This window comes from Pseudomonas sp. GM17, assembly GCF_000282175.2.
GTDB lineage: Bacteria > Pseudomonadota > Gammaproteobacteria > Pseudomonadales > Pseudomonadaceae > Aquipseudomonas > Aquipseudomonas chlororaphis.
The window spans coordinates 3,860,490-3,880,699 of the sequence record NZ_CP124732.1 but is presented as its reverse complement, the minus strand read 5'-3'; the positions used below and the strand labels follow the sequence as shown (position 1 = coordinate 3,880,699).

Sequence of the window (20,210 nt, the reverse complement as noted above, 5' to 3'; positions counted from 1 at the left end):
CTGCCTGGGCCAGCCGGAGTTGTTACAGGTTGTCTAAGGACGAGCTCATCCGGCTGATGCAGGAGGGCGTAACGGCAACGGTGCCGGTTCGTGGTTCAACTGGTCGGCACGCGGGCCGGTTCCGCGGTGGCGATCTTCGCCGGCCGGGCATGCAACAAAATGTTCAGGGCCTGGCGGTAGCGCTCGCCGGCCAGGCGCATGCTGTTGTTGTGGGTGGCTCCGGGAACCAGCAGCAGTTGCTTGGGCTGTTGCGCGGCGTCGAACAATTGCTGGCTGAAGCGCGCCGGCACGTAGCGGTCGTCCAGGCCGTGGACGATCAGCAGCGGCATGCCGATATGGGCGATCTTGTCGAGGGAGTCGAACTTCTGCGACAGCAGCCAGCGCACCGGCAGCGAGGTATTGCCCAGCTCGGCGGCGATAGCGGCCAGGGAGGTGAACGAGGATTCGACGATCAAGCCGCGGGCTGGAATCGGCGCGCCGTCGCTGGCCGCCTGTTGCCCCAGTTGCGCGGCCAGTTCCACCGCCACCGCGCCGCCCAGGGAATGGCCGTAGATCAGGCGTTTGCCGGCGTCGGGTTGCAGCCTTTGCAATTGCTCCCAGGCGATCCGCGCGTCCTCATAGACGCTGGTTTCCGACGGTGGCTCGCCCAGGCTCTGGCCGAAGCCGCGATAGTCGATGGCCAGCACCGAGAACCCCAGGGCGTGCAGTTGCTCGATGCGGAACAGCTGCCCGGTGAGGTTCCAGCGCACCCCATGCAGATAAAGGACGGCCGGCGCATCGGCCCGCTGGGCCGGCCACCACCAGGCATGAATGTTCTGCTCGGGCTTGAGGCTGTCGCCCTTGAACTGCAGTTCGCGTACTCCGGCCGGCAGGCCGCGATACCAACTGGCATTGCCCGGCTCGACGCGAAACACCAGTTCGCGCTCCTTGTGCTCCAGCACCTGGCAGCCCACCGGCAGGCCTATCAACAGGGCAGCCATGCCAAGCAGCGACCACCAGCGAGGTCGCCAGCGCGAGAAGAATGAGGAGGACATGGGCTGTGGCACCGCGTACGGATAAAAACCGCGTTTTAGCAGATGTCCCACCGGCGCAATAATCATTTCGCCAATCCGTGGCCGGGGATGCTTTACAAAATGTGGCGGCTGACCCGGGGCAGGGCGTTGAAAGATAAGGTCACAGCCCTTGAGGCGGATTGTCAGTCCATTGATGAAAAGCTGAGCATCTGCCTTCAGGGTTTTGATTTATTGGATCCATTATTTCTGGGGCCTGTAGCCATTCACGGCCACAGGATCCTCAACAGTCTGCGCCTTTTGAGTCTGGTCGATAATCGCCCGCAAATATCAGTCAATGGCTGTTTAGTTAAGTCATTGATTTTCGTCTTTTAAATAAAAGTACCTGAGCATTTCTCCAGGTATTTCAGCCAATTTTCCATGGACTCCATGGATTTCACCTCTTGTTAATGGATCCACTGGATGGTTGATTAGCCACCTGGCGATGGCGGGTCCCTCCCGACCGTCCCCCGATAAAAACTACAAGAAGGGTCTCGTCATGAATGGCTTATCAAGGGCGCGGAACCGCCTGGGTTCCGTCCGCCGTCTGTCTGTGTGCATGCCGCTGTTTTCCCTCTCGCCGTCGCCGGTAGGCGCCGTGGAGGTGCGTTCATGACGCTCGACCTGAAGAGCCGCGTGGACAGCGGCCCGATGAGTTCCTTCCAATGCCTGGCCATCGGCATCTGCATGGTCTTGAACATGATCGACGGTTTCGACGTGCTGGTGATGGCCTTCACCGCGGCCTCGGTGTCGGCCGAATGGGGGCTGAACGGGGCGCAGGTCGGCCTGTTGCTCAGCGCCGGATTGTTCGGCATGGCGGCGGGTTCGCTGTTTATCGCGCCCTGGGCCGATCGGTTTGGCAGGCGCCCATTGATCCTGTTCTGCCTGGCGCTGTCCGGGCTCGGCATGCTGCTCTCGGCCCTGAGCCAGACACCCCTGCAACTGGCGCTGCTGCGCGGCCTGACGGGCCTCGGTATCGGCGGCATCCTGGCCAGCAGCAACGTGATCGCCAGCGAGTATTCGAGCAAGCGCTGGCGCGGCCTGGCGGTCAGCCTGCAATCCACCGGTTATGCCCTGGGCGCCACCCTGGGCGGGCTGTTGGCGGTGTGGTTATTGGGCCATTGGGGCTGGCGCTCGGTGTTCCTGTTCGGCGGCGCGGTGACCTGGCTGGTGATTCCCCTGGTGCTGCTGTGGCTGCCCGAATCCCTGGACTTCCTGCTTGCCCGCCGCCCGGCCAATGCCCTGGTGCGGGTCAATCGCCTGGCCCGACGCCTGGAGCAGCCTGAGCTTGAACAGTTGCCGCCAGAGGTGCCCAGGCAAGCCGGCGCGCCCAGTGGTTTCGGCCAGTTGCTGGCGCCGGCCATGCGCCGCACCACCTTGCTGATCTGGCTGCTGTTTTTCCTGGTGATGTTCGGCTTCTACTTCGTCATGAGCTGGACCCCGAAACTGCTGGTGGCCGCCGGGCTGTCGGCGCAGCAGGGGATCACCGGCGGGGTGCTGCTCAGCGTCGGCGGGATCTTCGGCGCGGCGCTGGTCGGCGGCCTGGCCTCGCGCTGGCCGCTGGGCCGGGTGCTGGCGCTGTTCATGCTGATCACCGCCGGCCTGCTGGTGCTGTTTGTCGGCTCGGCCTCGTCGATTGGCGCGGCGCTTGGCCTGGGGCTGCTGATCGGGCTGTTTGCCAACGGTTGCGTTGCCGGCCTCTACGCGCTGTCGCCGGTGGTCTACGACGCCTCGGTGCGTGCCACGGGCGTCGGCTGGGGCATCGGCATCGGCCGCATCGGCGCGATTCTCTCCCCGACCGTGGCCGGCTTCCTGCTGGATGGCGGCTGGCAGCCGCTGCATCTGTACGGGGTGTTTGCCAGCGTGTTCGTGATCGCCGCCGGCTGCCTGTTGCTGCTCAAGCCCGCCCGGGCCCAGGCGCAGCCGGCGATGGTCGGGGCCTAGCCACTAGTGATGGCTCTGGCCGCTGATGATGGCGTCGGCGATGGTGTCGCAGAACCAGCGCAGGGCGGCGGAGCTGTCGCTGTTGGGGTGCCAGTTCAGGGACACGGCGAACTCGGCCACCGGGAACGGCAGTTCGAGCATCTTCAGCTCGCCCTCGTGGATGAACAGCCGGGCGATCTGCGCCGGCAGCACCGCCAAGAGGTCGGTGCCGGGAATGATTTTCGGCAGCACCGAGAAGTGCGGCACATGCAGGCTGATGCGCCGTTCCACGTGCATGTTTTTCAGCACGTCTTCGACATTGCCGTGGCCGGTGGTGCGGGTTACGGCGACGTGCCGTTCGGCGAGGAACTGTTCGAGGCTCAACTGCTGGTCGATGCGCGGATGGCCGGTGCTCAGCAGGCACACATAACGCTCGTGCATCAGCACCCGGCTGCGCACGCCGGGGACCGGCTGGCGGCAGATCGCGGCATCGACCTTGCCGCTGGCCAGCCATTCGCCGACCTGGTCCACCTGCAGCGGCAGGACCTCGACTTCGGCCAGCGGCGCGTCCTGGTTCAGGCGCGCCAGGATCAGCGGCAGGAAGCCGATTTCGCCGAGGTCGGAGAGGGCGATGCGAAAGCGCCGCTCGGTGCTCGCCGGGTCGAACTGGCGGCAGCTCTGCACGGTGCTTTCGATGCGGGTCAGGGATTCGCGCAAGGGGCCGTACAGCTGCTCGGCGACAAAGGTCGGCTGGATGCCGTCGCGGGTGCGGCTGAACAGGGCGTCGTCGAACAGCTCGCGCAGGCGCGCCAGGCCATAGCTGACCGAGGGCTGGGTGACGAACAGACGCTCGGCCGCCAGGGTCACGCTGCGGGCTTCGTAAAGGGTGACGAAGGTGCGGATCAGGTTCAGATCGATGTGGCTCATACCGCCTCTGCTGCCGTTATGAACATAGATAGGTTTTATTTTTGATAGAGATAGTATCGATTTGATCAATTTTGTAGCGGCTGCAAGAGTAACCCGAAACCTAACAACAAGGGTCCTTATGAAAACCGTTCACTCTGCGTCCTACGAGATTCTTCGCGAGCAAGGCCTGACCACTATCTTCGGCAATCCTGGCTCCAACGAGCTGCCGTTTCTCAAGGGGTTTCCCGAGGACTTCCGCTACATCCTCGGCCTGCACGAAGGCGCGGTGGTCGGCATGGCCGACGGTTACGCCCTGGCCACCGGCAAGCCGACCTTCGTCAACCTGCATGCCGCCGCCGGCACCGGCAACGGCATGGGCGCGCTGACCAATGCCTGGTACTCCCACAGCCCGCTGGTGATCACCGCCGGCCAGCAGGTGCGCTCGATGGTCGGCGTGGAAGCGATGCTGGCCAATGTCGATGCGGCGCAGCTGCCCAAGCCCCTGGTCAAGTGGAGCCATGAGCCGGCCTCGGCCCAGGACGTGCCGCGCACCCTGAGCCAGGCGATCCATATGGCCAGCCTGGCGCCACGCGGGCCGGTGTACGTGTCGATTCCCTATGACGACTGGGCCTGCGCGGCGCCGGCCGGGGTCGAGCATCTGGCGCGGCGCCAGGTGGCCAGCGCCGGCCTGCCTTCGGCAGCGCAACTGCAAGCGCTGGCCGAGCGCCTGGCGGCGGCACGTAGCCCGGTGCTGGTGCTCGGCCCGGATGTCGACGGCAGCGGCAGCAACGGCCTGGCGGTGCAACTGGCGGAAAAACTGCGGATGCCGGCCTGGGTCGCGCCTTCCGCTTCGCGTTGCCCGTTTCCCACCCGCCACCCGTGTTTCCGTGGTGTGCTGCCGGCGGCCATCGCCGGGATCAGCCGCTGCCTGGCCGAGCACGATTTGATCCTGGTGGTGGGCGCCCCGGTGTTCCGTTACCACCAATACGCTCCGGGCGATTACCTGCCGGCGGACTGTGAGCTGGTGCACCTGACCTGCGACCCGGGCGAGGCAGCGCGGGCGCCCATGGGCGATGCGCTGGTGGGCGATATCGCCCTGACCCTCGAAGCCCTGGTCGAGGTGCTGGCACAGAGCGAACGGCCGCTGCCGAGCGCCTTGCCGCTGCCGGCGCCGGTGCGCGAGGAGGGCGGCCTGCTGCGCCCGGAAACGGTGTTCGACCTGATCAACCAGCTGGCGCCGCGGGACGCGATCTACGTCAAGGAGTCCACCTCCACCGTGAGCGCGTTCTGGCAGCGGGTGGAGATGAGCCAGCCCGGCAGCTATTTCTTTCCCGCCGCCGGCGGCCTGGGTTTCGGCTTGCCGGCCGCGGTCGGCGTGCAACTGGCGACGCCCGGGCGGCGGGTGGTGGCGATCATCGGCGACGGCTCGGCCAACTACGGCATCACCGCGCTGTGGACCGCTGCCCAGTACGGTATCCCGGTGGTGTTCATCATCCTCAAGAACGGCACCTACGGCGCGCTGCGCTGGTTCGCCGATGTGCTGCAGGTCAGCGATGCGCCGGGGCTGGACGTTCCCGGCCTGGACTTCTGCGCCATCGGCCAGGGTTATGGCGTGCATTCGGTGCATGCCGCGACCCGCGCCGAGTTCGCCGCCGCCTTCAGCGCGGCCCTGGCCGGCAATCGTCCGGTATTGATCGAGGTGCCGACCCTGACCATCGAGCCCTGATTCTCAAAGTCCGGGCTCCCGGCGCCGGGCAGAAGATCCGGCAATGCCAAGCGCGCCTTGCGCGCACACCACAACAATAAAAAGAGGTGGCTATGAACACGACTTCGGTCAGTGAAGTGATGGAGGCTGGGCCCCTGCGGTCGAGCCCGGTTTCCGGCAGTGCCGATATCGGCACCTTGCTCGACGACGGGCCCTATACCGGGATGCAGAAGATCGTGGTGTTGCTGGCCGCGCTGTCGATCGTGATGGACGGTTTCGACGGCCAGCTCATCGGGTTCGCCATACCGCTGATGATCAAGGAATGGGGGATCACCCGCGAGGCCTTCGCCCCCGCGGTGGCCGCCGGGCTGATCGGCATGGGCATCGGCAGTGCCTGCGCCGGGCTGTTCGCCGATCGTTTCGGCCGGCGCATGGCGGTCATCGCCAGCGTGATCCTGTTCGGCACTGCGACCTGCGCCATTGGCCTGGCGCCGGATGCCCTGACGGTGGCGGCGCTGCGCTTTATCGCCGGGCTCGGCATCGGTGGCGCGCTGCCCAGCGCCACCACCATGACCGCCGAGTTCACCCCGGCGCGCCGGCGTACCCTGGCGGTTACGGCAACCATCGTCTGTGTGCCCCTGGGCGGGATGCTGGCGGGGTTGTTCGCCTCCCACGTACTGCCGCTGTATGGCTGGCGCACGCTGTTCTTTATCGGCGGCAGCCTGCCCATCGTCCTGGGCCTGTTGCTGCTGGCGACGCTGCCGGAGTCGCCACGCTTCCTGGCGCGCCGGCCGCAGCGTTGGGGCGAGTTGACTGCGCTGCTGGGGCGCATGGGCCGGCCCATGCCCGAGGGCGTGCGCTACACCGATGCGCTGGAGCAGAAGAGCGAGCAGCAGGGCGGCTTCCGTGCCTTGTTCGCCCCCGGCTACGGGCGCGATACCGTGGCGGTCTGGGTGGCGTTCTTCATGTGCCTGACCGCGGTCTACAGCGCCTTCAGCTGGCTGCCGACCATGCTCTTGTCCGAAGGCTTGTCGCTGGCGGTGGCCGGTTCGGGCCTTACCGCCTACAACCTGGGCGGGGTGATCGGCGCGCTGCTCTGCGCGGTCGCCATGACGCGCTGGGGCTCGTTCTGGCCGCTGCTGATCTGCTGCGCGGGCGGCGCGGCCAGTGCCTTCGCCATGCAGGCCGTGGACGTCAACCAGAACACCAGCCTGCTGATCTTCGGCTTTGGCGTGCACGGCCTGTTCGTCAACGCCGTGCAGTCCACCCTCTATGCGCTGTGCGCCTTTATCTATCCCACCGCGGTGCGCGCCACCGGCACCGCATCGGCCCTGGCTTTCGGGCGCATGGGCGCGATTCTCAGCGCCTTCGTCGGCGCCACGGTGATCACCCAGGGCGGCGCCCATGGTTACCTGACGTTGCTGGGGACGGTGATGGTGCTGGCGCTGATCGCCCTGGTGCTGGTGCGCCGACATATTCCCCGGCGGGCGCCTGGATTGACCCGGGCCCACAAAGAGAGCCTCGCCGATCAACCCTCACAGCCATAAGGAGGTTCGATGAACATCAGCATTCTCGGGGCGGGCGCCATGGGCTCGCTGTTCGGCGGCCTGCTGGCGGAAAGCGGGCAGAGCGTCACGCTGCTGGACATCAACGACACGCACCTGGAGGCGATCCGCCGCCAGGGCTTGCGCCTGGACACCGACGATGGCGACCGGTGCATTGGCGGCCTGAGCGCCTGCCGGCCGGAGCAGGTGACGGGCCAGCCCGACCTGCTGCTGGTCTTCACCAAGGCCCAGCACACCGACAGCGCGCTGCGCAGTATTGCCGGCCATATCGGCGAGCACACGCGGGTGCTGACCTTGCAGAACGGCCTGGGCAACGCCGAAGCGTTGTGCCGTCACGTCGTCCCGCAGCAGGTGATGATCGGCATGACCACCTGGCCCGCCGACATGGCCGGGCCGGCCCATGTCCGCTCCCATGGCCAGGGCGTGGTCCGGCTGCTGTCGCTGGAGGGCGTCGAGCGCCAGGCCAGCACCCAGGTTGCCGCGGTGCTGGAGGTGGCGGGGTTGCACTGCGCGGTGGACCCGCAGGTCTGGACCTCGATCTGGGAGAAGGTGGCGTTCAACGCGGCCTTGAACAGCCTGTGCGCCGTCACCGGCTGCACCGTGGGGCAACTGGATGCCGTGCCGCAAGGCCCGGCGCTGGCCCGGGCCATCGTGCTGGAGGTGCTCGGCGTCGCGCAGTCGGTGGGGGTGGCCACGGATGCGCGGCGCTGCCTGGACAGCGTGGCCTATGCCATCGCCCACCACCGGGCGCACAAGCCGTCCATGTTGCAAGACGTGCTGGCCGGCCGGCCCACGGAAGTCGGCGCGATCAATGGCGAGGTCCTGGCCAGGGCGCGCCAGGCCGGCATCGCTGTGCCGCACACCGAAACCCTGCTGGGGCTGCTGCGCCTGATCGAGGCGCGAGCAGCCACCGGAGGCAGTCATGCATAGCCATGCCAACCCGGTTCGGCACCCTGAGCCACGAGCCCATTTTTCCTGTGAATCCTGTCCTCAAGGAGCTTTGTCATGAGTGAGTCCACAGCTGTCTACAGCGATCTGCACCTGCAACCCATCGCCGGGGAATGGCGCGCCGGCGCAGCCGGTAAAACCCTGGCGGTGAGCAACCCGTTCGACGGCGCGCTGTTGCTGGAAGTGGCCCAGGCCAACCGCGCCGACCTGGATGCCGCCTATGCCAAGGCCGCTGCGGTGCAGCCGCAGTGGGCGGCGCTCGGGCCGTCGGCGCGGGCGGCGGTGCTGCATCAGGTGGTGGCGGTGTTCGACCGGCGCCGCGAGGAGATCGTCGACTGGATCATTCGCGAGTCCGGCAGCACCCGGCTCAAGGCGCAGCTGGAGTGGGGCGCGGCGCGGGCCATCGCCCTGGAGTCGGCGTCGTTCCCGGCGCGGGTCCACGGCCGCATTCTCGAGTCCGATGTGCCGGGCAAGGAGAGCCGGGTCTACCGCAGCGCCCTGGGGGTGGTCGGGGTCATCAGCCCGTGGAACTTCCCGCTGCACCTGACCCAGCGCTCGATCGCCCCGGCGCTGGCCCTGGGCAACGCAGTGGTGGTCAAGCCGGCCAGCGATACGCCGGTGTGTGGCGGCCTGCTGCTGGCGAAGATCTTCGAGGAGGCCGGCCTGCCGGCGGGCGTGCTCAGCGTAGTGGTGGGGGCGGGCAGCGAGATCGGCGATGCCTTTGTCGAGCACCCGGTGCCCTCGCTGATCACCTTCACCGGCTCCACCCCGGTCGGCCGCGGTATCGGCCGGATCGCCAGCGGTGGCGCGCACCTCAAGCACGTGGCCCTGGAGCTGGGCGGCAACAGCCCGTTCGCGGTCCTGGCCGACGCCGATCTTGAACAGGCGGTGAGCGCGGCGGTGTTCGGCAAGTTCCTGCACCAGGGGCAGATCTGCATGGCGGTCAACCGGATCATTGTCGACGACAGCCTCTACGACGCCTTCGCCGCGCGCTTCGTCGAGCGGGTCAAGGGGCTCAAGGTCGGCGATCCGCAATCGATCGAGACGGTGATCGGCCCGGTGATCAATGCGCGGCAGTTGCAGGGCCTGCGGGAGAAGATCGAGCTGGCCCGCCGCGAAGGCGCCGAGCCGCTCTACGAGGGCGGGGCCCAGGGCAACCTGCTGGCGCCCCATGTCTACGGCGAGGTCACAGTCGACATGGACCTGGCGCGCAATGAAATCTTCGGTCCGCTGGTGGGGCTGCTGCGCGCCCGGGACGAGGCCCACGCCCTGGAGCTGGCCAACGCCAGCGAATTCGGCCTGTCCAGCGCGGTGTTCAGCCGCAACCTGGAGCGCGGGGTGAACTTCGCCCGGCGGATTCGCGCGGGCATGACCCATATCAACGACATCCCGGTGAACGACGAGGCCAACGCGCCCTTCGGTGGGGAAAAGAACTCGGGGCTCGGGCGCTTCAACGGCGACTGGGCGATCGACGAATTCACCCGCGATCACTGGATCAGCGTGCAGCACTCGGCGCGTCGTTATCCCTTCTGATGCCTTGAGCTGAGGATATCGCCCGGCCTTTCCCAAAAGAGAGACCGGGCATTTTTGCAGCCGATAAGAGGCGGGCCTGGAGTGGCCTGTCGGGGAACGGCTGCGCCTATGCAAAGCGGAGAACAATAATAATGAACACCCCTCACTGCATCCTCGCGCGCTCGCTGGCCGCGGCTTCATTGGCACTGGGCACGGGCCTGCCGGCCTGGGCCGAAGACAGCGGTTTTTTCAAAGACGCCAAGACTGACCTGGTGCTGCGTAACTATTACTTCAATCGGGATTTTCGCGATCCGGGGGCGGCCAAGAGCAAGGTCGAGGAATGGGCCCAGGGTTTTATCCTCAAGTTCAATTCCGGCTACACCCCGGGCGTCGTCGGGTTCGGCCTGGACGGCATTGCCATGTTCGGCGTCAAGCTCGACAGCGGGCGCGGTACCAGTGGTTCGGAGCTGCTGCCGGTACATGACGACGGGCGCGCGGCGGACAACTACGGCCGCGCCGGCGTGGCGGCGAAAATGCGCATTTCCGCCACTGAGCTGAAGGTCGGCGAGTTGCTGCCGGACATCCCGCTGCTGCGTTATGACGATGGCCGGCTGCTGCCGCAGACCTTCCGTGGGGCGATGCTCGACTCGCGGGAAATCACCGGGCTGGGGTTGCAGGCCGGGCAGTACCGTTCGGTGAGCCTGCGCAACTCCTCGGACATGCAGGACCTCTCGGCCTGGGCCGCGCCCGGGGTCACGTCGGATGGCTTCACCTATGCCGGCGCCGAGTACCGCTTCAACCAGCAGCGCACCTTGATCGGCGCCTGGCATGCGCAACTGGAAGACATCTACCAGCAGAGCTACTTCAACCTGCTGCACAAGCAGCCGGTGGGCGACTGGGTGCTGGGGGCGAACCTCGGTTACTTCATCGACAAGGATGACGGCCAGGCGCGCATCGGCGAGATCCGGAGCCGTACCGCCTATGCCTTGCTCTCGGCCTCCACCGCTGGCCATACCCTGTACCTGGGCTTGCAGAAGGTCAGTGGCGACAGCCCGTGGATGTCGGTGTACGGCAGCAGCGGCCGGACCCTGGGCAACGATATGTTCAACGGTAACTTCAGCAACGCCGACGAGCGTTCCTGGCAGGTGCGTTATGACTATAACTTCGCCGCTATGGGCGTGCCGGGGTTGTTGGCCATGGTGCGCTATGGGCATGGCGAGAATGCGACGACCAAGGCCGGGAGCAATGGCAAGGAGTGGGAGCGGGATACGGAGGTGGGGTATACCTTTCAGAGTGGCAGCCTGAAGAACCTCAGTGTGCGGGTGAATAACGCCACTAACCGGCGCAGTTTCAACAGTGACTTTGATCAGACTCGGGTGATTGTGAGTTATCCGTTGTCGTTTTGAGTTTTGCGGCGTTGTCGCGGGTGGGAGCGGTCGGTCGATGCTCGAATTGCTCGCGATGGCGGTGGTGGTTTCGCTGTCTGTTTTGGACGGGGTACATATCCGTTTCTGCGGTAACGGCCACTTAGGGTTTCGCCCTTACGGCGACTCACTTTTTTCAAACGCCAAAAAAGTAAGCAAAAACGCTTTGCCCCACCACTCGGTGCCTCGCCTAGGCTCGGCATGCCCGAACGAAGGCATTGATCCGTGGGCCGCCGCCACAGGCCATCCATGGCCTGGGGCGGCTAACCCGGCATCCCTGCCGGGTTACCCACGGCTCAATGCCTGCGTTCGGCCATCGTGGTTAACGGGGCTTTCGGATCAAAAGCCAAAGCAAGAGCAGAGCAAGACGGCGGCCTGCCGGCCGGCCTGGGGGTGGGTGTGTTTCCTGTAGCCGCTGCCGAGCCTGCGAGGCTGCGATCGACCCCGAAGGGGGCGCACGGTCTAGAGATCGCTGAAGGCCTGCGGCCTTATCGCAGCCTGCGGCAGCGGCTACAGGGGAGGTGTGTTTTCCGTAGGAGCGAGGCTTGCCCGCGATGAGGCCTGTGAGGTCGCCACCGTCGGCACGCCGCTATCCGCATGCCGCCGGCGCAAGGCTTGCGGTACTATGGCCGCCCACGTTTTCTGGAAGTTGCCTGGATGAGTAAGCCCGGTCAATTGGTGCTGGTCGCGTTGCGCAAGATGATCGCCTCGGGCGAGCTGGCGGCCGGTGAACGGCTGATGGAGATTCCGACCGCGGAGTTGTTCGGGGTGTCGCGGATGCCGGTGCGCATGGCGTTCCGTACCCTGGAGCAGGAAGGCCTGCTGGTGCGGTTTGGCGGGCGGGGGTTCCAGGTGCGTTCGGTGAGTGCCGAGGACATCGCCGGCGCGGTCGAGGTGCGGGGTGTGCTCGAAGGGCTGGCGGCGCGCCAGACCGCCGAGCGCGGCTTGTCGGAGGCGGCGCGGGCGGCCCTGGAGTTGTGCCTGGCCCAGGGCGACCAATTGTTTGCCAAGGGTTATGTGACCGAGGACGACCTGGAGGTCTATCACGACCTCAACATGCGTTTTCACCAGGTGATTGTCGAAGGCAGCCACAACCCGGCGATCGCCGATGCCCTGGCGCGCAACGATCATCTGCCGTTTGCCTCGGTGACCGCGCTGGCGGTGGATCGCCAGGACATGGCCCGCGAATACCGGCGCTTCAACTACGCCCATATGCAGCACCATTCGGTGTTCGACGCCCTGGTCAATCGCCAGGGCGCGCGGGCCGAGGCGATCATGCGCGAGCATGCCAACGCGACCCTGCGTTATGCCGAGATCTTCAGCAGCGCAGCGGCGGACGAGCGGATGAAGGTCATCCTCCGCCCCGCCTGACTCCCTTCAGATATCCAGCACCAGCAGCGGCGTTTTCGAGCGCGAGCAGCAGGGGGTGAACTGGTCGTTGCGCGCCTGCTCGTCCTCGGTGAGGAACAGGTCGCGGTGCTCCGGCACGCCCTCCAGTACCCGGGTCAGGCAGGTGCCGCAAATCCCTTGTTCGCAGGACATGGCAATGTCGATGCCATGGCTTTCCAGGACCTGCACCACGCTCTTGTCCGCAGGCACCTCGAAGACCTGGCCGCTGCTGGCGACCTTGACCGAGAAGCTGCCGTCGGCGCGGGTATCGACGGGGGCGGCGAAGTACTCGCGGTGCAGGCAGTCCTCCCGCCAGCCCGCGGCCTTGGCCGTGTCCAGCACGTGCTGCATAAAGCCGCCGGGACCACACACATATAGATGAACGTCGTTGTGAGGCGCGGCCAGGACCTTGGTCGCGTCCAGCGCCGTCTCGGGTTCCTGGTCGAAATGCAGGAACACCCGCTCGGCGAAGGATGAATCGCGCAGGCGTTGGACAAAGGCCGCGCGCTCGCTGGAGCGGGCGCAGTAATGCAGCTCGAAATCGGCACCGCTGTGGGCCAGGCGCTCGGCCATGCACAGGATCGGGGTGATGCCGATGCCGCCGGCGAACAGCAGGCTGCGCCGGGCTTCATGGGCCAACGCAAACAGGTTGCGCGGCTCGCTGATGTGCAGCCGCGTGCCGGGGTGGATCTGCTCGTGCATGGCCAGCGAGCCGCCGCGGGAGGCCGGGTCCTTGAGCACGCCGATCAGGTAGCGATGGCGTTCTTCGGGGTGATTGCACAGGGAGTATTGGCGGATCAAGCCGCCGGGCAGGTGCACATCGATATGCGCGCCGGCGCTGAAGCCCGGCAGCGGGCGCTCATCGGCACTGGCCAGCTCGTAGCTGCAGATGTCCTGGGCTTCGTCGTTACGGGATACCACCACCACATCGATCATCGTCGGTCCTCCGAGTGCTGCCGCCCGGGGCGGTCACTTCTGTTTCTTTTCTTGGGTAAAAGGCTGGGTAAAAGGCTGGGGAAAGGGCAGGGCGCGGCACCGGTGCACTGCCGGCGTAGCGCCGCGCAGTGCTCAGGCCGTGGCGATCAGTTGTGCTTCGCCGGCGCGTTCTTGGGCGATCAGGCGCTCCAGGACCCGTCGCGATTGCACGCCGCCGGCGTCGATATTCAGCTTGAGCAGGTTGCGCGTGGGGTGGGCCAGCAGGTTCTGTTGCTGGCGTTCGAGCATCTCCAGGTCTTCGCTGAAAATCTTGCCCTGGCCCTCGCGAATGCTCGCGGTCAGCGCCTCGTCCTGTGGGTTGAAGTTGCGCGCCATGCCCCAGAAGTACCAGATCGAGGTGTCGCTCTGCGGGGTGATGAAGTCGACCACTATGCTCGATGCCTTGGACTGCGCCGGCGCGTTGTAGCCGCCTTGGCCGGCGTGGGCCACGCCGACTTCGATCAGCACATGGCTGGGCGGGGTGAAGCGGCAGATCTGCCAGCGGTCCACCGGCACGTCGTCGGCCAGGCCGTTGCCGCGCAGGGCCATGCGCCAGAACGGCGGGGCCATGATGTTTTGCATATGCCGCGCGGTGACCACCTCATCACCCTCGACCCTGGTGGTCGGCGGCGCCTCGTCGATTTCCTTCTGGCCGATGCTGGAGGCGTGGACGTAGGTTTCGTGGGTCAGGTCCATCAGGTTGTCGATCATCAGCCGGTAGTCGCACTGGATATGGAACAGCCCGCCACCGTAGGCCCACTCATCGCTGACCGCCCATTCCAGGTGATGGATCAGCGCCGGATCGGCCAACGCCTGATCGCCGGGCCAGACCCAGATAAAGCCGTAGCGCTCGACCACGGCAAAGGTCTTGTTGCACGGGAAACCACGTACCCGTTGTCCGGGCATTGCCACGGTCTTGCCATCGCAGCCCATCACCAGTCCGTGATAACCGCACACCAGGTTGCCGCTTTCCACATACCCCAACGACAGCGGCGCGCCGCGATGGGGGCAGAAGTCCTCGAGCGCTGCGACCCGGCCTTCCAGGCCACGGTAAAACACCATCTTCTCCCCACAGATCTGTCGGCCCAGGGGCTTGTCGGCGATTTCATCGGGGGTGCAGGCAACGTACCAAGTGTTCTTGGGGTACATGGAGGGCTCTCCTGGGGAGTGATTGTTTTTATTTAATGGATCCATTAGAGAGGCTGTGGTGTTTGAGTGTCAACGATAAGATCCAGGTTAAAGGTTGATTTATGGGCGATTATCGGACTGATAGCTGTTGCTTTTGTTTTTAATGGATCCATTGGTAAGTGTTGTTAAACACCCCCCAATGACAGAAAAAACGCCAGCGATGAAGGCGGGATGTCGCCGTTCGTCGACCCGAGCTGGCGAGCGTGCGGCTGGGCCGGGCGCCAGGCATCGATGCCGAGGATGTGATGGTGGTGATTACCACCACTGATGCAGAGGAATGGTCGTTTGGCGGTGGGCGGGGCAATTAGTCTACCTATGCGTTTCTGGTATCAGTTCTATCCAATCCGTGCCATTTATCAATCAATGGCCGAGGGGTAAGTTGGGGGTCTGCGATTTCCAATCGAGAGCCCTTCATGACCCAGCACCTGATCCGCAAGTACATGCCCGCCGCCGCCAGGGCGGGCACCCTCTGTTTTGCCCTGTGCAGCGGCGCGGTTGTTGAGGCGAGCGAGCGCGGTCCGTTGGTGATCGAGGATCAGGGCAGCCTGATCGCGGGCGGTGGCGTGCGCACTCAGCCGGGCACCTTCGATCCCTACAACCCGATGAATCCCAATGGCCAGACCTACCACGGCGACCATGTGTATGCCTTCTACCAGAAGCCGGTTAACGCGCGCCCGCTGCCGATTGTCATGTGGCACGGCGCGGGGCAGTCGGCGAAGTCCTGGGAGACCACGGCCGATGGGCGTGAAGGTTTCCAGAACATCTTCCTGCGTCGCGGTTTTTCCACCTACCTGATCGACCAGCCGCGCCGTGGCGATGCGGGGCGCAGCCTGGTCGAAGCGACGATCAAACCGGTGGCGGACGAGCAGTTGTGGTTCAACCAGTTCCGCATCGGCCTGTGGCCCGAGACCTTCGCGGGCAGCCAGTTCCCGCCGGGGCGGGCGGCGCAGGAGCAGTTCTTCCGTTCGATGACCCCCAACACCGGCCCTTACGACATCGAGGTGGTGTCCGATGGCGTGTCGGCGCTGCTGGAGAAGACCGGCCCGGCCATTCTGTTCACCCATTCCCAGGGGGGCGGGCCGGGCTGGCTGACGGCGATCAAGAGCCGCAACGTGCGGGCCATCGTCGCGTTCGAGCCGGGCAGCAGCTTCGTGTTTCCCGAGGGCGAGGCGCCGGCGCCGATTCCCAGCGCGTTCGACACCGTCGCCGCGCAGGTCGTGAGCCAGGCGCAGTTCGAGGCGCTGACGCGCATTCCTATCCTGATCCTCTATGGCGACAACATCCCCGCCCAGCCGGTGCGTTTGCCGGCCCAGGACAGCTGGCGCGCCCGGCTCGAGATGGCGCGCCTGTGGCGCGACGCGGTGAACCGGCATGGCGGTGACGCCCGGCTGATCCACTTGCCGGAGATCGGGATCAAGGGCAACAGCCACTTTCCGTTCTCGGACCTCAACAATGTCGAGATCGCGGACCTGGTTTCGAGGTTTCTTGCAGAAAAGTCTCTGGATTGACTATGGGCACGGCGGCTGGCTGCCGTGTTCTTCAAAAGCAGGGCAGGAGTATTCAAATGAAGCAAACGCTGAAGGCCACGCTCATGGCCGCGATGGTCGGGATGTCGGCCGCCGAGGCCGCGGACTACAAGCAGAATCCGTTCACCCTGGTCTACGAGGGCGCGATCAGCAAGAACGAGCCGGGCAAGGTCAACATCCATCCGGTCAGCTACAAGCTCAATGGCCTGGACATCTCCGCCAACGTCTACACCCCGGCGAACTATGACCCGGCGAAGCAATACCCGGTCGTGGTGGTGGCGCACCCCAATGGCGGGGTCAAGGAGCAGGTCGCCGGCCTGTATGCCCAGCGCCTGGCCGACCAGGGCTACATCACCATCGCCGCGGATGCGGCGTATCAGGGCGCCAGTGGCGGCCAGCCGCGCAGCGTGGACAAGCCCGCGTACCGCATCGAGGACATCCATGGCATGGCGGATTTCATCGCCGGCTATCCCGGCGTCGATAACACGCGCCTGGGCCTGCTTGGCATCTGCGGCGGCGGTGGTTATTCGTTGGCCGCGGCGCAAACCGACAAACGCTTCAAGTCGATTGCGACGGTGAGCCTGTTCAACTCCGGGCGGGTTCGCCGCAATGGCTACAACGACTCGCAACTGGACAGCATCCAGCAACGCCTGCAGCAGGCTTCGGCGGCCCGTGCCCAGGAAGCGGCCGGCGGCGAAGTGCTGTATTCGGGGGATGCCAACCTGACCGACGAACAGATCGCCCAATTGCCCTTCGCGCTGTATCGGCAGGGCTACGAGTACTACTGGAAAACCCACGCGCACCCCAACTCGACCTTCAAATACACCACCAGCAGCCTGCTGGACCTGATGCGCTTCGACGCCACCCAGCAGATCGAACTGATCCGACAACCCTTGCTGATGATCGCCGGCAGCAAGGCCGACAGCCTCTACATGACCGAGGATGCGTTCGCCAAGGCCACCGGTACCCAGGACAAGGAGCTGTTCAAGATCGACGGCGCCACCCATATCGAAACCTACTGGGTGCCCCAGTATGTGGACGCGGCCATCAGCAAGCTGACGGCGTTCTACGCCAGGACGCTGTGATCGCCGCAACGGCTCGTCATTTCAATAGGCTCGACCAACGAGGAATTCTCATCATGAACAAGACCCTGTTGGGGCTCGCGGTATGCGCCGCGGCGCCCTTGGCTGACGCGGCCGGCCAGGCTGAAAACCCCGGCGAGCCTTTCGCCACCCAGCAGATCAGTCGTGCAGGTAGCCAGACTTCGGTCGCGGGCCCGGAGGATTACTTTTCCGGGCGGGTACGCGTCGATCCGCTGTTTCCCGCCAGCAGCCCGATCAATGCCTCCGGCGCCTACGTGACCTTCGAGCCGGGCGCGCGCTCGGCCTGGCATACCCATCCCGCGGGGCAGCGCCTGGTGGTGGTTTCCGGCGTGGGCCTGACGCAGGAGTGGGGCAAGCCGGTGCAGGAAATCCATCCGGGCGACGTGATCGTCTGCCCGCCGGGCGTCAAGCACTGGCACGGAGCCGCGGCGACGAGCGCCATGACCCATCTGGCGGTGACCGGCGCGGTGGATGGCAAGAGCGTGCAATGGCTGGAGAAAGTCAGCGATGACCAATACAACGCCCGTTAAGCGGTGCAGGCCCGGAGGGATGACAGTGGCCTTCGCGCTGCTGAGCCTGAACCTGACGATGACGACGAGCCACGCCGCGCAGAACCCTAGGGAGCCTCAAGCCATGTCCTCCGTACCCACTGCTTCCGAGACGCTGTCCCACAAGCAGCAGGCCATCCCGTTGATCGCGGCGGCCATGGCCACCAGCAATATGCCGCGGCTCAATGCCGCCTTGAACCAGGGGCTGGATGCCGGGCTGACCGTCAGCGAGGCCAGGGAAATCCTGGTGCAGCTCTATGCCTACGCCGGCTTTCCGCGCAGCCTCAATGCCCTTGGCGAGCTGATGAAAGTGCTCGAGGCGCGCAAGCAACGCGGCATCGAGGACGTTCCGGGGCGTGAGCCCAGCGCCGGCATTCCCACGGGCGATGAGCTGCTGGCGGCGGGCAAGGCCAACCAGACACGGATTTCCGGCGCGCCGGTCCAGGGGCCGCTGTTCGACTTCGCCCCGGTGATCAACCAGTACCTGCAGGCCCATCTGTTCGGCGACATCTTCGAGCGCGACAACCTGGACTGGCAAAGTCGTGAGCTGGCCACGGTCGGCGCGTTGGCCGCCACCCCCGGCGCGGAGCCGCAACTGCGCTCGCACATGGCCGCCAGCATCAGAGTAGGGCTGAGCGTCGGGCAACTGCGGCAACTGGTCCGGGTGCTGGCCGAGCAGGGCGAGGCCGATGCCGCCAAGCGGGCCGGCGAGGCGTTGGAAAAACACCTGGCGGCAAGCGCCGGGCGGCCATGAGGCGGCCCCCGCTCAGGGCATCAGTTCGCGTAACGCAGGGCGTCGCGCAGCAGGGTGAAGGCCGGTGAGCTCTGGCGCCGGCTGGGGTAGTAGAGGTGGTAGCCGGAGAAGGGTTCGCACCAGTCCGCCAGCACGCGAATCAAGCGACCTTGCTCGACATGGGCCAGCACCAGGTCTTCCGGCATGTAGGCCAGCCCCAGCCCCTTGAGGGCGGCGTCCAGGCGCATGGCGATGTTGTTGAACACCAGCTGGCCCTCGACCCGCACCTTCAGTGCCTGGCCCTTTTTCTCGAACTCCCAGGAGAAGATCCCGCCGTAGGTCGGCATGCGCAGGTTGATGCAGTTGTGCTGCATCAGGTCGCTCGGCACTTTTGGCTTGGGGTAGCGGGCGAAGTATTCCGGGGAGCCAATCACGGCCATCCGCATGTCGGGGCCGATGCGCACCGCGATCATGTCCTTGGCCACCTGCTCGCCCAGGCGCACGCCGGCGTCGAAGCCTTCCGCGACGATATCGGTCAGGCCGTAGTCGACGATAATCTCGATGTTGAGGTCGGGATGCTCGGGCAGCAGTTTCTCCAGCGCCGGTTGCAGGACCGTGATCGCCGAATGCTCGCCAGCGGTGATGCGCAGTTTGCCCGCCGGCTTATCGCGGAACTTGCTGAGCAAGGCCAGCTCGTCGTTGATTTCCTCGAACCGGGGGGAGACCACCCGCAGCAGGTGTTCGCCGGCTTCGGTGGGGGAGACGCTGCGGGTGGTGCGCGCCAGCAGCCTGACGCCCAGGCGTTCTTCCAATTGGCGCATGGCCCGGCTCAAGGCCGGCTGCGACATGCCGAGCCTGGCGGCGGCGCGGGTGAAGCTGCGCTCCTGGGCCACGGCGGCGAAGATCGCGAGCAGGTCGTAGCTTTCAGTGGTCATTTATCCGCCCCCGTTATGAACGATGGGGGATTATGCCATCCGATATGGGCAATCGTTCAGCACTTCATGGCACTTGAGGGGAGGCGCGGCGGCGAGCGGACTAGACCCGGCCGAGGGCAAAGTCCGCCGGATCGAAGCGCTCGGTGGTGTCCATCCGGATATTGCGCAGGCCCAGGGTTTCCAGGTGCGACGCATAGAGCGGTTCGGAAAAATAGCTGATCAGCAGCGAGCGACGGCGTGCGCCGCTCGGGTTCAGGCAGCCCGCGTGCAGCAGATCGACATCGAACACCAGGATGTCCCCGGCGGAGCCTGAAAGCTGCACCGACCGCGACTCGTCGGTGAAGTCCAGTGGTGGCTCTCCCGGCCCGGGGCGATGGCTGCCGGGGACGATACGGGTGGCGCCGTTCCCGGGGCCATAGTCGTCGAAAAAAGCCAGGGCGTTGGCTATGTCGCCTGGCCGTTGGGCCGACAAGTCGCGGTGCAGCTGCTGCTGACCGCCACCGGCAAGGGGCTCGCGACCTTCCACCTGGGAGAGGAAGAAGCGTTCCCCGATCAACTCGCCCACCACCGCCAGCACCTGCGGCAGGCGACACACCGCCTGAACCGTCGAATCCGCGTCCAGCAGCGAATGGCGCCAGTCCATGCCACGGGGCACAGGCCATTGGTTCGACGGCATCACGCCCGCGTCGAACACGGCACGCAGCTCACCCAGCCACTCGGCCGGGATCGCTTGGCGCAGCAGCACGTAACCCTCTCGATGGAGTTGCTCGCGGTCGGTCAT

At 65.7% G+C, this 20,210-nt stretch carries 16 protein-coding genes and 2 pseudogenes; 12 read left to right on the top strand and 6 right to left on the bottom strand.

What is annotated here, in order from left to right:
- Positions 1-95: 95 nt before the first annotated feature.
- Positions 96-1,034 (bottom strand): alpha/beta hydrolase, encoded by a 939-nt coding sequence (locus PMI20_RS17430; protein WP_037035903.1) that lies wholly within the window; start codon positions 1,032-1,034, stop codon positions 96-98.
- Between the two features lie 42 nt (positions 1,035-1,076).
- Between PMI20_RS17430 and PMI20_RS17425 the strand changes: the two genes are divergently transcribed.
- Both PMI20_RS17425 and PMI20_RS17420 read left to right on the top strand, forming a co-directional pair.
- The gene (locus PMI20_RS17425; protein WP_284168385.1) at positions 1,077-1,385 is read left to right on the top strand and encodes a hypothetical protein; all 309 of its coding nucleotides are present in this window, start codon (positions 1,077-1,079) and stop codon (positions 1,383-1,385) included.
- A gap of 276 nt (positions 1,386-1,661) precedes the next feature.
- A complete protein-coding gene (locus PMI20_RS17420) occupies positions 1,662-2,993 on the top strand; it encodes an MFS transporter (protein WP_007931280.1) in 1,332 nt (443 codons plus the stop codon).
- A gap of 3 nt (positions 2,994-2,996) precedes the next feature.
- On the opposite strand, the gene PMI20_RS17415 is transcribed toward PMI20_RS17420, so the two are convergent.
- The gene (locus PMI20_RS17415; protein WP_007931282.1) at positions 2,997-3,899 is read right to left on the bottom strand and encodes a LysR family transcriptional regulator; all 903 of its coding nucleotides are present in this window, start codon (positions 3,897-3,899) and stop codon (positions 2,997-2,999) included.
- A 118-nt stretch (positions 3,900-4,017) separates the two neighbouring features.
- Here PMI20_RS17415 and mdlC point away from each other — a divergent pair, with 118 nt between their 5' ends.
- From mdlC to PMI20_RS17385, 6 genes are all read left to right on the top strand, one after another.
- A complete protein-coding gene (mdlC, locus tag PMI20_RS17410; protein WP_007931284.1) occupies positions 4,018-5,604 on the top strand; it encodes a benzoylformate decarboxylase in 1,587 nt (528 codons plus the stop codon).
- A gap of 92 nt (positions 5,605-5,696) precedes the next feature.
- Positions 5,697-7,130 carry an MFS transporter gene (locus tag PMI20_RS17405; RefSeq protein ID WP_007931286.1) on the top strand — a complete coding sequence of 478 codons (1,434 nt, stop codon included), beginning with the start codon at positions 5,697-5,699 and terminating at the stop codon, positions 7,128-7,130.
- Positions 7,131-7,139: 9 nt separating this feature from the next.
- Positions 7,140-8,078 carry a ketopantoate reductase family protein gene (locus tag PMI20_RS17400; RefSeq protein ID WP_007931295.1) on the top strand — a complete coding sequence of 313 codons (939 nt, stop codon included), beginning with the start codon at positions 7,140-7,142 and terminating at the stop codon, positions 8,076-8,078.
- A 75-nt stretch (positions 8,079-8,153) separates the two neighbouring features.
- Positions 8,154-9,629: an aldehyde dehydrogenase family protein gene (locus tag PMI20_RS17395; RefSeq protein WP_007931297.1), complete on the top strand. Its 1,476-nt coding sequence runs from the start codon at positions 8,154-8,156 to the stop codon at positions 9,627-9,629.
- Positions 9,630-9,760: 131 nt separating this feature from the next.
- On the top strand, positions 9,761-11,014 hold the full coding sequence (locus tag PMI20_RS17390; protein WP_007931299.1) for an OprD family porin: 1,254 nt from the start codon (positions 9,761-9,763) through the stop codon (positions 11,012-11,014).
- A 675-nt stretch (positions 11,015-11,689) separates the two neighbouring features.
- On the top strand, positions 11,690-12,403 hold the full coding sequence (locus tag PMI20_RS17385; RefSeq protein WP_007932043.1) for a GntR family transcriptional regulator: 714 nt from the start codon (positions 11,690-11,692) through the stop codon (positions 12,401-12,403).
- Positions 12,404-12,409: 6 nt separating this feature from the next.
- Here PMI20_RS17385 and PMI20_RS17380 read toward each other — a convergent pair whose 3' ends face one another.
- Together PMI20_RS17380 and PMI20_RS17375 are read right to left on the bottom strand one after the other, a co-directional pair.
- Positions 12,410-13,357, bottom strand: coding sequence for a PDR/VanB family oxidoreductase (locus PMI20_RS17380; protein WP_007932042.1), 948 nt, complete (start codon positions 13,355-13,357; stop codon positions 12,410-12,412).
- A gap of 132 nt (positions 13,358-13,489) precedes the next feature.
- Positions 13,490-14,545: a Rieske 2Fe-2S domain-containing protein gene (locus tag PMI20_RS17375; RefSeq protein ID WP_007932041.1), complete on the bottom strand. Its 1,056-nt coding sequence runs from the start codon at positions 14,543-14,545 to the stop codon at positions 13,490-13,492.
- 245 nt (positions 14,546-14,790) lie between these two features.
- Between PMI20_RS17375 and PMI20_RS17370 the strand changes: the two are divergent.
- From PMI20_RS17370 to PMI20_RS30830, 4 genes and pseudogenes are all read left to right on the top strand, one after another.
- Positions 14,791-14,892: pseudogene (locus tag PMI20_RS17370) on the top strand (tautomerase family protein); the annotation flags it as partial.
- A 105-nt stretch (positions 14,893-14,997) separates the two neighbouring features.
- Entirely contained in the window at positions 14,998-16,092 is a 1,095-nt protein-coding gene (locus tag PMI20_RS17365; protein ID WP_007932040.1) for an alpha/beta hydrolase, read from the top strand.
- A gap of 56 nt (positions 16,093-16,148) precedes the next feature.
- Positions 16,149-17,195: an alpha/beta hydrolase gene (locus PMI20_RS17360; protein WP_007932039.1), complete on the top strand. Its 1,047-nt coding sequence runs from the start codon at positions 16,149-16,151 to the stop codon at positions 17,193-17,195.
- A 53-nt stretch (positions 17,196-17,248) separates the two neighbouring features.
- Positions 17,249-18,515 (top strand): annotated as a pseudogene (locus PMI20_RS30830) ((R)-mandelonitrile lyase).
- 20 nt (positions 18,516-18,535) lie between these two features.
- Here the strand turns inward: PMI20_RS30830 and PMI20_RS17345 are convergent.
- A complete protein-coding gene (locus tag PMI20_RS17345) occupies positions 18,536-19,429 on the bottom strand; it encodes a LysR family transcriptional regulator (RefSeq protein WP_007932033.1) in 894 nt (297 codons plus the stop codon).
- A 100-nt stretch (positions 19,430-19,529) separates the two neighbouring features.
- Positions 19,530-20,210, bottom strand: coding sequence for a phytanoyl-CoA dioxygenase family protein (locus PMI20_RS17340; protein ID WP_007932031.1), 681 nt, complete (start codon positions 20,208-20,210; stop codon positions 19,530-19,532).